The 12687-nt window shown below is 45.2% G+C and carries 13 protein-coding genes; 6 read left to right on the top strand and 7 right to left on the bottom strand.

All coding sequences use genetic code 11. The features are described 5' to 3' along the window. The first annotated feature begins 139 nt into the window (after positions 1-139). Together ABMY42_RS11660 and ABMY42_RS11655 are read left to right on the top strand one after the other, a co-directional pair. The gene (locus tag ABMY42_RS11660; protein WP_349266317.1) at positions 140-1468 is read left to right on the top strand and encodes an aspartate aminotransferase family protein; all 1329 of its coding nucleotides are present in this window, start codon (positions 140-142) and stop codon (positions 1466-1468) included. After that, entirely contained in the window at positions 1462-2307 is an 846-nt protein-coding gene (locus ABMY42_RS11655; RefSeq protein WP_349266316.1) for a 3-keto-5-aminohexanoate cleavage protein, read from the top strand. The genes ABMY42_RS11660 and ABMY42_RS11655 overlap by 7 nt, the downstream gene beginning before the upstream one ends. A gap of 178 nt (positions 2308-2485) precedes the next feature. On the opposite strand, the gene ABMY42_RS11650 is transcribed toward ABMY42_RS11655, so the two are convergent. From ABMY42_RS11650 to ABMY42_RS11620, 7 genes are all read right to left on the bottom strand, one after another. Beyond that, positions 2486-3853 carry a Na+/H+ antiporter NhaC family protein gene (locus tag ABMY42_RS11650; protein ID WP_005447666.1) on the bottom strand — a complete coding sequence of 456 codons (1368 nt, stop codon included), beginning with the start codon at positions 3851-3853 and terminating at the stop codon, positions 2486-2488. Between the two features lie 179 nt (positions 3854-4032). After that, a complete protein-coding gene (locus ABMY42_RS11645; RefSeq protein ID WP_281187993.1) occupies positions 4033-4608 on the bottom strand; it encodes a DedA family protein in 576 nt (191 codons plus the stop codon). A 145-nt stretch (positions 4609-4753) separates the two neighbouring features. After that, on the bottom strand, positions 4754-6796 hold the full coding sequence (locus ABMY42_RS11640) for an FUSC family protein (RefSeq protein WP_349266315.1): 2043 nt from the start codon (positions 6794-6796) through the stop codon (positions 4754-4756). 99 nt (positions 6797-6895) lie between these two features. Next, positions 6896-7789 carry a LysR family transcriptional regulator gene (locus ABMY42_RS11635; RefSeq protein ID WP_199479921.1) on the bottom strand — a complete coding sequence of 298 codons (894 nt, stop codon included), beginning with the start codon at positions 7787-7789 and terminating at the stop codon, positions 6896-6898. Between the two features lie 316 nt (positions 7790-8105). After that, a complete protein-coding gene (locus ABMY42_RS11630) occupies positions 8106-8468 on the bottom strand; it encodes a hypothetical protein (protein WP_349266314.1) in 363 nt (120 codons plus the stop codon). Positions 8469-8515: 47 nt separating this feature from the next. Then, positions 8516-9133, bottom strand: a complete 618-nt coding sequence (locus ABMY42_RS11625; RefSeq protein WP_114092631.1) for a hypothetical protein — start codon at positions 9131-9133, stop codon at positions 8516-8518. Between the two features lie 183 nt (positions 9134-9316). Further along, the gene (locus tag ABMY42_RS11620; protein WP_114092630.1) at positions 9317-10039 is read right to left on the bottom strand and encodes a hypothetical protein; all 723 of its coding nucleotides are present in this window, start codon (positions 10037-10039) and stop codon (positions 9317-9319) included. A gap of 256 nt (positions 10040-10295) precedes the next feature. On the opposite strand from ABMY42_RS11620, the gene ABMY42_RS11615 reads away from it, so the two are divergent. The 4 genes from ABMY42_RS11615 to ABMY42_RS11600 all read left to right on the top strand — a co-directional run bounded on the left by ABMY42_RS11615 (position 10296) and on the right by ABMY42_RS11600 (position 12543). After that, the gene (locus ABMY42_RS11615) at positions 10296-11243 is read left to right on the top strand and encodes a hypothetical protein (protein ID WP_349266313.1); all 948 of its coding nucleotides are present in this window, start codon (positions 10296-10298) and stop codon (positions 11241-11243) included. 123 nt (positions 11244-11366) lie between these two features. After that, positions 11367-11582: an AlpA family transcriptional regulator gene (locus ABMY42_RS11610; RefSeq protein ID WP_114092628.1), complete on the top strand. Its 216-nt coding sequence runs from the start codon at positions 11367-11369 to the stop codon at positions 11580-11582. An 11-nt stretch (positions 11583-11593) separates the two neighbouring features. After that, positions 11594-11797, top strand: a complete 204-nt coding sequence (locus ABMY42_RS11605; protein ID WP_114092627.1) for an AlpA family phage regulatory protein — start codon at positions 11594-11596, stop codon at positions 11795-11797. Between the two features lie 164 nt (positions 11798-11961). Continuing rightward, on the top strand, positions 11962-12543 hold the full coding sequence (locus ABMY42_RS11600; protein ID WP_349266312.1) for an inovirus-type Gp2 protein: 582 nt from the start codon (positions 11962-11964) through the stop codon (positions 12541-12543). The last annotated feature ends 144 nt before the right edge of the window (positions 12544-12687 follow it).

The following is a 12687-nucleotide window of genomic DNA, read 5'->3' as shown; positions in this document are numbered from 1 at the left end:
AATCAAGGCTTCTTATACGTTTTTATCGTTACTCCAGCGGTCTATTCCAAATGCTCATCGCGGTGCACTTTTCTTACCTTGCGTATAAATCGCACCTTCCTGACTATGCTTAGCAAATAGTCACGAGGAAGGGACGCTCATGTCTTATGTGTTTCACCGCCATTGTCACGCCAAGTTGCCTACTATCGCCAGAGGGGAAGGGGTTTATCTGTTCGATAGCCAAGGTAATCAATATCTCGATGCTTGCGGTGGCGCTGCCGTATCAAACCTTGGGCACAGCCACCAAGCTGTTAAACAAGCCATGCTCGATCAAATCGAAAAAGTACCTTTTGCTCATACTGGCTTTTTTACTAGTGAAGTAAGTGAGCAGTTGGCTGAGTTGATTTGCCAGCAAATGCCATCGCAATTCAATCACGTCTACTTAGTCAGTGGGGGCTCTGAAGCGGTTGAATCTGCACTAAAGATGGCAAGACAATACTTTGTGGAATGTGGTAAGCCAGAGAAAAAGCAGTTTATTGCTCGCCAGCAAAGTTATCACGGTAATACGCTTGGTGCGTTGGCTGTTGGTGGTAACGAATGGCGGCGTGAGCCTTTTAAACCCATTTTGCACCCAAGCCATCACATTGCGCCGTGCTATGCCTATCGTCATCAAAGAGAAGGTGAATCAGAGCTCGATTACTCACTGAGAGCTGCCAATGAACTTGAAGCTAAAATTTTAGAACTGGGCTCGGATAACGTCATGGCATTTGTTGCAGAGCCGATTGTTGGCGCAACAGCGGGCGCAGTACCTGCCACTCAAGGTTACTTCGAACGAATACGAGAGATTTGCGATCGCTATGATGTGTTGCTGATCATGGATGAGGTGATGTGTGGCGTTGGACGTAGCGGTAGCTTTTTTGCTTTTGAACAAGAGCAAGCCGTCCCAGATTTAGTCTGCATGGCGAAAGGATTAGGTGCGGGTTATCAACCTATCGGAGCCGTTGTTGCCAATGACAGAGTCTATCAAGCAATCGCGTCTGGTAGTGGCTTCTTTCAACATGGGCATACTTTTATGGCGCATCCCGTCGCATGTGCTGCCGCCGTTGCAACCATTCAGACCATCGGTGCCCAAAAGCTCCTGCAAGCCGTCAACCAACAAGGAGCAATGTTAAAAAGAGAACTCGAGTCAGCGCTTTCAGACTTCCCGTATATTGGGGATATTCGTGGTAAAGGGCTGTTTCTTGGCATTGAACTTGTGGCAGACAAAGTAAGTAAAATACCTCTGCCTAATTCAATTTTGGCAGACAAAAAGATCAAACATCAAGCGATGGAAAATGGACTGATGTGTTACCCAATGGGGGGCACGATTGATGGTATCAATGGGCATCATATCCTTCTTGCACCGCCTTTTATCATCGAGCGAAGCCACATTGACGAGCTGGTGGAAAAACTCACTCGTACACTCAGAGAGGTGTCGCAAACATGGTAATAAATTCCCCTACAGAAAGAGCTCGAATCGCGATTATTGTTGCGCCTAATGGTGCGAAAAAAACCAAGCAAGACCATGCTCAATTGCCGATGAATACTGAAGAAATGGTTGCCGAGGCGAAAGCATGTCAAACGGCAGGGTCTACCATGATCCATTTGCACGCGAGAGATGTGCAAGGCAGGCATTCTCTAGAGGTTGATGACAACTTAGAAATCTACCACGCGGTGAAAGCTGCGGTTGGGAATTCGATGATAGTTCAGCTCACAACTGAGGCTGTTGGTATGTATTCACCACAACAGCAAATGGCGCTGATCAAAGCGGTAAAACCAGAAGCCGCCTCTTTTGCTTTACGTGAACTGATTCCTGATGAGCAGAGTGAGGAGCAAGGTCTTGTCTTTTTTGATTGGGTCGCTGATCAGGGCATTCTCAGCCAAATCATTTTGTATGATCAGGCAGACATCGAGCGCTATTTCTCCCTAAGAGAGCGAGGCGTTTTACCAAAGCAAAACCAACACGCGTTAGTGGTACTTGGTCGATATCATGAGGCTCAACAATCTTCGCCATGGGATTTACGTGCACTGCATTTGGAGCGCTTTATCGAAGAGAACGTTAGATGTGCCGTGTGCGCGTTTGGCGCGAGAGAGCAAGACTGTTTAACCCATGCAATGTTACTGGGATTGGATGTTCGGGTAGGCTTTGAGAACAACCATTTGAGTTCAGATGGTCAGCTCGCGAAAAGCAATGCAGAGCAAGTTCGGCGATTGAAAGAGATTTGTGAATTGCTCAATGTGCCCCTGCATGATGCGGAGAGTTTTCGCCTTAGCCTGAGTGGTAGTTGATTTGAGAGATTCCCGACTCAGTCGTTCCTCCTTCTCGAGAATGACGGAGTTAGCCTTGGTTGATGCTTGGTTTTACATAGCGTCATTATCTAGAGCGACGAAGGAGCGAGTAGGGAATCGCTTCTTTTCTTAAGACACAAAAAAAGGCTCCAATCGGAGCCCTTCTTCAAAGTTAATTTTAGCTTTCAGTCTGAGGGACAGGCTGACGTGCCGGATGCTTGATAAACACCGCCACGATAGCTGCAATTGCAAGCGCGAAACAGTAATAAGAGTTCGCGACAACTTCTAGTGGAGAAAGGTTAAATACCGAGCCCAATAGCAGAACTTGCGCACCGTATGGCAATACACCTTGGATAACACACGAGAAAATGTCCAACAAACTTGCAGAGCGACGCGGTGAAACGTTGTTCTCTTCTGCCAGCTGACGAGCCACGCTACCTGATACGATGATGGCAACGGTGTTGTTGGCGGTACAGGTATTCACCATCGAAACCAGCCCAGCAATACCGAGCTCACTCGCACGACCATTTGCTTCTTTCGAGTGGCTAGAGCCAAACGTACGGATGATGCCGCTCACTAGGTTAGTTAGAAACGCGAGACCGCCTTGGCGACGCATAAGCTCACTCAGACCACCAATCAGCATGGATAGCAGGAAGATCTCTTGCATGTTGCCAAAGCCTGAGTAGATGTCTTGCGCGAAGTTGGTTAGACCGTAATCATCGATAGAAGACAAGCTCACGCCGCCTGCCAAAACGATACCAATAGTAAGCACGACAAACACATTCATGCCTGATACAGCAAGGATAAGAATCGTCACATATGGCAGCACTTTCAACCATTCAATAGGACCGGTTTCTGGTACTTGAGTCGCTGTGCTGTTGAAGGCGAAGATCACAAGCGCAACCAGTGCTGCTGGTAGTGCGATACGGATGTTCTCTTTGAATTTGTCCTTCATCTCACAGCCTTGAGAGCGGGTTGCCGCAATGGTGGTGTCTGAGATGATCGAAAGGTTATCACCAAACATTGCGCCGCTAAGCACTACACCAGCAGTCAATGGAAGACTCATACCGGCTGATTGAGCAATGCCCAGAGCAACAGGCGCAACTGCTGCGATGGTACCCATTGAGGTGCCCATCGCTGTCGCAATAAATGCAGAAATCAGGAAGATACCCGGCAAGATCATGCTGGTTGGAATCGCAGATAGACCAAGGTTAACTGTCGCATCTACGCCGCCAGACGCTTTTGCAACTGCAGCAAAGGCACCGGCAAGCAGGTAGATCATACACATCGCGATGATGTCTTGATGACCAACGCCACGCATAAAGTGTTCGATAGAGCGATTGAGTTTGTCTTTGCTTAGGATGAGCGCAAGGATCACAGCAGGCAATACCGCGATAGGCGCTGGCAGTTGGTAGAAGGCGAAATCGACGCCTTGCAAGGATAAGTAAGTGCCCACGCCAATAAACAGCGCAAGGAATAGCACTAAAGGTAAAAGTGCGACCGCTGATGGTGCGATTGCTTTATTAGAATTTTTAGAACCAGACATGTGAACGACAACATAATCAACAAATAAGGCGAGCAGACTAATCTGACACCAAAGACTTGTCAACGTCTAGACGTCTAAATGGCTGATTATTTTTAATCGAAAAGACCAAGAAAAAAGGCTCACATAACATATCTTATTGATACTGTGAGCCTTTGTAGAATTTTACTTGTGTAGAGTATTTATGCTTTTTTTCGTTTGAGGAGCGCGAAGATCATCAGTGAGAACAACAACGCTGCGCTCGACCAAACCACGTAGCGATGCTCGGTATAGAACTGGCTGAGAACGCTTAGATGCTCAAACGCAAAGTTAGTGAGCAAACTGAACACGGCAACCCAAATGGTGGTCGCAAGGGCGTTGCCCAATAAGAACTCTTTACGCGACATCTTAGCAATGCCACAAGCAAGCGGCATAAACTGTTTCATTCCTTCAATAAAGCGGCTGACAACCAAGCAAGCAGGACCATACCTCTGAATTGTATTTTGTAGCTTCAGCATTTTAGGGCCAGAAATATAGCCTTTCTTGTCTAACCAACCTTCAAAGTGATAGCCAATCAGGTAGCCGCACGTGTTGCCAAAAAAGCAACTCAACCAAGAGACTATCATCACTAGGCTAAGGTTCATGACATGCTCAGATGAGATGATAGACGCCGCAATCATCAGCGATTGCCCCGGCATCGGAATGCCAATACCTTCAAGAAAGATGCTGACGATAAGGGCGAGATAGCCATATTGCTCAAGCAGCGGCTTCATCGCCATCAGTAAATCATTAATGTGTTCCAAATGCTTTCCTCTAACCAAAGTGGAACGAAGCTGGAGTGATACTCCTGTTAGTTAGCTTGGTCAATCGACGTTGTTCTCAAATAGTCAAATCTGACATTCCGTTGATAATAGTGGTGCGTATTTAGTCTTTTAGGTTACGCCTTACTAAGTCGTGCATTTGCTTAATCGTCATCAATGCTAACCAGATGATCTCTTCGACAGAGCGCTGTCCTGCGGTCGAGGAGGGATGATTGGCATCGGTTTTATTGCTCAGTGCTGGCAGCTCATGAACACGATTGTCACGAATCGTACTGATCAACGCATCCATCGCATCATGAATCAGGCGTTCTACTTGCAATGAACCTTGGTAATGGGTGCCCGCTCTCACTAGAGGGATCAGCAAGCAGAGGTAGTGACTCAACAAGCGATAATGGCTCAACATATCTTCATAATAATGCGGATCGGCGCGAGTGTGCCTTGGCTCTTGCTGCATCTCGTTGTAAATCAGTTCAAGATCGCTTTCTGCTGTGAGCATGGCGGCACGTTGCTTAGTGAGCGCCATGTGATCACGTTGCTCTGTGTCGACTTGTAACTGCTCATAGCAATACACAAATAAGCTTTTTGAACTATCGAGCGCTTTTAATGCTTGGGTATGAATCTCCTTACCTCGCCACTGCGGCCACAATAAGCCATAACCGAGTAGGACAATTGCGCCACCGACGACATTGTCGATCAAGCGCGGAGCGGCAAAGTCGAGCCCCTGGTGTGCCATGGTTTGATAAACCAAAATCAACAGCGCGGTAATACAGCCAATCGCCAGCGAGTAATGGCGCATAATATTGAGCATTGCGATGGGTAATAGGACCGCGATTAATACAAACAAGATGGTCGTTGGTACGCCAAGATGAATCAAGGAGGTGGCGAAGAGTACCCCAAGTGCCGTGCCCAAACAGCGTTGCCAAGTTTTACTTCGGGTTGCCAAGAAACTCGGTTGAATGACCATCAACATGGAAATCAACACCCAATCCGGGCGAATCAATTCAAAGTATTCAGCAATCCCAGCTCCAAGAGCAAACATCAAACCAACGCGAGTCACATGGCGCCAAATCGGGTTGCCTCGATTTGGTAAACGAAAAGACAGCTCGAATGGTTGCACCTCAAAGGAGCGTTCATAAGCGGGCTCATTGAGCTCAATACGACGAGAAATATGCTTTACCGCGTATGCCCAGTAGCGAAAGCGAGGTTGGTCTTCTAGCTTCACCGCCTCAATCAAATCATGGGCTTCCTGCTCTAGTGAGCTCAAGTGTTTCATCTCTTCATGCGTGTTATGCAAAAGCTGCTTGGCTTTGTGTCTTAATCTTTGCTGGCAGTGTTGGCTCCAAACCAAGAGCAGATCTCGTTTCGGTTTACTGGATTGAAATTGCTTAAGCAGATCAGGGTTGCTGGTATGGCTGCTCAAGACGACTTCAAATGTATCGAGCGCCAAAAACAAAGCCTGACGTAGAGAGTTGGCGTCTTCATGTTTCGAGCGAAAAGATTCTGATTGCAGCGCTTGTTGGAACAGTTCAATCAACTGATATTTGATGCGTCGTTTCGGAGCATCGGTTTCGCTTCCAAGTAAGAAAGCTTGGCGATATTGAATGTAGTCCGCTAGCGTCTCGTAAATCGCAGAAAGACAAACACGCAGCGCGTAATGTTTCCATAAGGCAAACCAAAGCCAACTGAACAGCGCAAAAGTGAGTGGTCCCAACACCAACATAGGATAGAGACCAAGTACCGCGCTGGAATTATGTAGTGACAAGCTCACGACCGCGATCAGTAAGCTCGACATGCCAAGACGTCCCCAAAGCGGACCATTCACTGCTGTACTCGCCAATATTGCTCCCATCGCGCCGTAAGTCAGCCACAGCGGTAAGCCCATATTCAGCAGAGCATAACTGATGACGAGCGTAATGCTCCACGTAAAAGCGGTAATCGCAAAGCGTGTCCAGCGTCTAGGACCGGCAGTGTCTAAACCGCTGATCAATGCTGCAGGCATGGTCATTAAAGCTGTCATGGCGAGATTGATTTGGTTGAATAGCACACCCAATCCCATGAATAGGACAATCGCGCTGGTGGCACGCAAACCAAGGTTGACAGAAGGGGAGTACCAGATTTTACGCAGAAAGGCAGGAGATAACGTCATAAACCCTCATTACAGTTGGCAACCCCTTCAGTGTAACGCGAATATCTTTACATGTGCTGGCTTCAACCACAGTTTGAAAAATTGAAGCAGAGTCGTTATCTAACCGACGCCTTCTCCAAGTTGACTAAATAGCCAATCATTGAACAGTGAGACTTTTCGCGCCGCTAGACGGTAGTTCGGCACAAATACGTAATAGCCATAATGGCTATGCATACGCAATTGTTGGATGTGGTAGACCTCATCTCTCGACATCGCCAGCTGCACCATAAAATCAGGCAGGAGGGCAAGACCTTTACCAAGCTTTACCGCTTCATAAGAGAGATAGAAATGCTCATGACCGACAGGGTGATAATGAATCGCGCTTTGCAGAGATTGTTCTAGTTTGAACTGCTCCCACAACTGCGGGCGCGTTGTTTGAGGAATAAAAGCGAAATCCGTAATGGATTGTTTGTCATTACACGTTGAAGAACTTGATGAGCCCGTTAGCAGCAGCGTTTCTTGACGCAGCAATCGACCATGTTCGTAGTGACTAGAGAGAGGAAGGCAACGGATGGTGATGTCGCTGTCTACGTCTAACTGATTTATTGGACCATCACTGGTGCGAACTTTAACGCGGATGTCAGGATGGGTTTGATGGAATGCATCAATGTTCGGCACCAACCACAAACTGGCGAAAGAAGGCGTGACATCGACCACCAATAACTCTTGTTCTGTATCGGTTTGAATCAGGCTTGCCGTCGCATGTTGGATGATCTCCAACGCTTCGGTCACCTTGGGTAAGTAACGTTTTCCTTCTTCGCTGAGCTCAATACCATTGATACCACGCTGAATCAAAGGTAACCCAACCAGTTGCTCTAACGTCGCAATTTGTTTGCTCACGGCACCTTGAGTTACGCACAAACTCTCTGCCGCTTTAGAAAAACTCAGATGGTTAGCAACTGCAACAAAGGTTCGCAGCGCACGAATAGAAGGGTACTCACTACCTTTTAGCATAAACTCATGTCCATTGATGAATGCTTAACCACAGACTAAGAGATTTTGGCTAGGAATCAAAGCGATGAGTTGAGGGGAAATACGAATCGCAGATACAAAAAGGGCCAACCCTTTCGAGTTGGCCCTTTCCAAACGTTTGGTGGGCTGGCGTAATTTGAATTCAATATCTAACCTTATGAAATTTAAGGTAATGTGTCGATTCAAGTTTTGTGTTGTGTACGCGGCTGTGTACTAATTATTGAGCCTTGAACAAGGAAAATTACAAAAATGTGGGCGTGCGCACATATAGGCGTCGTTGTCAGGAGTTTATTGAAGGCTAACCGGGGCTCTCTAGATTCTCAATTTGTTCAGAAAGATACTTTTCCAGTTCCCTCTGTCGAAATGATGAGTCAATTTGAATCCATCCGAAGTGATATCCCAAATCATCCAATTGCCGATAAAAAGAGCGAAAACGACGGGCGAGCTGCTTTAATTTTGGTACAGACAAAATAGTTAAACCCGGCTCAAACGTTTGTGTACTTAAAAGACTTACGTTGAGTAGGTAAACTTGGAGCTCTGCAAGTGCGGCCTGCTCAGTGAGTAAATCAGACGTGCGCTTCATTTCGTCCAGCGATTCATATGCCTCTACAAGAGCTATTGCAATAGTGTCCGGAAGCTTTGATAGCCATTTGGGGTCCATAAGTACTTCCTTTCCCCTCCCTGACAACAGCAGAGAGGGGCTGGTGGTTACACGACTAGAGGCGCTTTTCTGTTCAAGCCTTTCTTTGCCAAAAAGTAATCAAGGTACTCCCAGTAAGTAAAGTGACAAATGGGAAGCTGTGCTCCTTCTTCAATACCCAAATAGGACTCATCATCTGTGTCTTCGAATTTCTCAATGGCCGACTCCGAAGCACGGCCATAAGCGTATTGGATCAGCTCATCGCGAACTTCGTCATCTGTGTATTCTTGAAATTTAGCTACGTCATTTGGTAGAGAATTTGTGCGAGATTGAATGCTAAAAGAAGAAAATGCAGAGGCATCTGAGAAATCAACCTGCACTGCCATTTGCATTTTAGTACCCGCTTCATGCCATAGATGAGTATCATCTGCTGTAAATACAAGCCAATAGCGACAGTTGATTGCGACTTCCCACCCAAGAAGGTTTAGCTCTCGGACGATGAGTTTACGGTCTTCATCGGAAAGTGGCATCCCCAGAATTTGCTGAACTGCCGTTTCTTGCATCTTAAACTTAGGTTTCAGTTCCTCTTTATATTCCGGAGACGTCGCGTTGATGAGAAGGATGAGTTTTGCCACTTGTTTGGCTGATAGCGTTTCTTGTGCTTCTTTTCTTCTGTTTATAGCCATTATGTTTCCTTACTTATGAAATGGAAAAGTTATAGAAGAGAAAAACGCCCTAACATGGGAATGAAAGGGCGTCGTATCGTAAAGAGGTGTGTTGAATCTTGGTTATACCGAAACGCGAGAAATTAATCTTACGATTCTGCCGAAAACTCAGGTCGTTACGTGAGTTGCTGTCTGGATTACTTACTACAAGAAGCTGTCAAACAACTCTTCTGTAATCTCTGTAGGGTTACTTGCCCCTTGAGCGCGAACCCAGATCCGTAAAGTGTCTCTGATTGTTTTTGATGTATCTCCATCTGACGCGAACCTTGCGTTCAAATCAAAAGGAGCGAGTGCTCTCTGCATGCATTCAAGAATACTTGCTTTGGAATTCAGCTTCCCTTCTTGGTGATAGGACTCACTGAATTCTTTGATGATTGCCGTCTCTAGCAGTGCAGATGGAAACCAATCAACAGCATATCTATAAGAGATAACCCAGTTAGGGCCATTCACCCACAGAGTCGAAAGGCTGTTTGCAGAGATTGAACTTTCTGTTGCTGCGGCTAATTTATCGGTCAAGCCGGCCATACATGAGCTCACGATGAGGCCTTTAATTTTCTTTCCTCGTTCTTTAATGAGCTCTGTTGTTTTGTTGATTGTTGCATCAGCGATGCGTTTACCATCACCATGGCCACCGATGTAAAGTATCTGAATGTTCTCACTTGTATCGACCAAGTGGTCAAGGGCATAGGAAAGGGATTTGTTGTCGTAGTAGTGGCAGTGATAGATGTTAAGTTGTGGTTTATCAGTACCATCATTTACCAGTTTTTTTACTCCTTCAAAGAAAGGCAAACAGCTTGCTTGATCGTGGTTCTTTTTAAACGAAAACCACGGTGCTTCAGCAACCAAAAGGGCGACATTCTTGCTCATTTTTTACGTACTCTTTCATTACAGCTTTTAAGACGTTTATCATGAATAAGTGCATGATTTAATATGCCTTATACTCCATATGTTACTGTATGTATAGAATCTTAAACTATGTTTGCTTCAATGCTTTTTTTGATGTTTAGGAAATGAATTTGATGTGTAACTTATTGAATTTATTTTACTTATTATTAATTTTCAGTGTGATCGTGTACGCACTTAGTTATTAATTATTTCGACCTTCATTCAGTAAAACGCAAAAATGTGCACTCCTACACAAATCATGCGTTATGACATGGGGTTACTGATGGCATCAGATCAAAAAAGTTCTCATTCTTTACAATTTAAACTCTTCCCGCTCCCGTATTTCTCTTTACAGCAAGCTGCGAATCAAATTGGCGTGTCTATCGAGTATATTGAGGAAGCGATTGTTTGTGGCCTTATTCGCCCTTGTGTGCTGTTAGATAGCCGTGCCCCTTGCCAGTCTTCATCGTGTGTTGTTGGGTGTGAAGGAGTGCTTGGGAATGTTGAGGTTGTTGAACCCGAGTTAATAGCAGGCGATAACGTTATTGGTGTTAGCCCTTTCCAGAAGCTCATGCTGTCTAATATCGATGAACTTATTTCGAGTAATGCATCGCAAGCCGTTGTTACCGGCTATGAAGCACACGGTACAGGCATTGGTGAAGTTAGTGCGTATTTGCATTGTTTTTGGCAGATAACCAGCAACGAAGAAGCAGCCAAGATGCTGAATATAGAAGGTGATGAAGAACTCATGGTAGAAGTTCTACCTTACGTTGATGAATGTTGGTATCAAGAACTAGAAGCTGAAACTGGAGAGGTCAGAGTTACAGGGTTCTTAGTAAACGCTCGTCGAGAACAACTCGTCATCAGTTACCTAGATACTTACCGAATGCTCGAAGCTTACCACTTAGCAAAACCTATGACTCAGCTTGGGTTGTATGGCGAAACTCAGCTTACACCAGAGAGAAAACCGAGAAAACCAGCAGATCAAGCTCTGGCCATGATATGTGGTCTCGTTGCCTCTCATCCAGAATTAGGCGCGGACTTACTTAATAAACCTAGTGAACTCCATCATCGTGTTGAGCATTTGTTCGCACGGAAAGGTATTTCTCTCAATAGCTACTTTCCAAACCTCCGCTCTTTATTGCGTTGGTTAAAAGGGGGTTACAAAGACAAGTTAACCCTCTAGCAAAAGAGAGATGAACTTTGGACATTTTGTTTCTCGTTTAGACATTTTTCAAAGTGTCCAATAGTCCGCTCTGATCCCGATTAATCTCATTTCGTCTTAACAACATACGTTAAAGGAAAAGAAATGAGAATTGTCCGCTTAAAAGAAGTTATGGCCATGACTGGCTTATCCCGTTCCACTATCTATGAACGAATGTCGATGGATGAATTTCCTGCCAATGTAAATCTCGGAGGAAGCGCAGTCGGATGGCTTGAGTCAGAGGTTTGTGAATGGATTGATTCTAGAGTAAGACTGCGAGACTCCCGTTTGAATAAACCTTTATACAGTAAGTCATTTTAGGGAGGATCATCATGAGCCAAATACTCACTACACATGAAGTTTGCCTTATGGTTCGACGCTCTCCGTCTACGCTTTATCGCTGGTGGACGACAGGGAGATTCCCTATGCCATTGCAGTATAACGGTAGAACATTTGGATGGGATAAAGAGTCCGTAGAACAGTGGCTAAGAGGGCTATCCTCTTGTGTTCAAACGCATTTGCATGATGGTGAATGAATTTGAACGCAAGATACCTACATTTGTTATCAGGTTGGCCTCCATTATTTTGACCTTCAGGCCTTACTACCTCTGGGGTAGGTGGTTTCACATCATCGCTGTGGAGGTAGGTATTTTATATTGTCTACCTACTTCCCCTTTCACTAAAGGATGAGAGGAGTGATATGAAGAAACATCAATCCTGCTCACCTTACTTCCGATATGAAGGGAAAGTGTATGAAATTAACGCACGTAAAGGTATGCCAATTTTTACTCACCAATTAAGGAAAAGTATCGATCAACTGACCGCAATGGAAGGCTATCATCACCGTGTGTTAGTTGTGGTATTTGGCTTGCACTTGCCCAGCTACAGCAAAGGTAACGAGATGATAAGTAAGTTCTTAAGTTGGTTACGCTATTGGTTAGTAAAGGAGTACAAGATAAATAGAATCGGTTACGTATGGTGTCGTGAAAGAAACAAAGCTAACGCTCAACACTATCACTTTGCTCTGATGTTAGATGGCTCGAAATTGCAATACCCAAGCAAGCTTTTAAACATCGCTAAAGAGAACTGGCATAGGCTTTCTGCTGGTGGTTTTCTATTTATTCCAGACAACTGCTTTTATATGCTCAAGCGAGGTAACGCGATAGTCCGTGCAGCTATCATCTATCGGCTGTCTTACTGTGCGAAAGTCAACTCAAAACAAACTCGTGAAGGGATGACGAATGACTATGGAACAAGCCGGCTAAGTCGTCCTCCTTTGTAAGGTTAAGAGTTGCAGGTGGAGAATGCAGACTTATTGCAACTTTGTCCATATCTACGAATAACATTCCTTATCTAAACAGTCGGTTAGATAAAATGAAAGTTGCTCTCGTATAAAAACATATCACTTTAAAGTTTTCTAAAGTAC

This window comes from Vibrio sp. SSH13-20 (assembly GCF_040104475.1).
In the GTDB taxonomy this organism is placed as follows: Bacteria; Pseudomonadota; Gammaproteobacteria; order Enterobacterales; family Vibrionaceae; genus Vibrio; species Vibrio harveyi.
The sequence above is the reverse complement of the archived record's forward strand: the minus strand, read 5'-3'. Positions and strand labels throughout refer to the sequence as shown.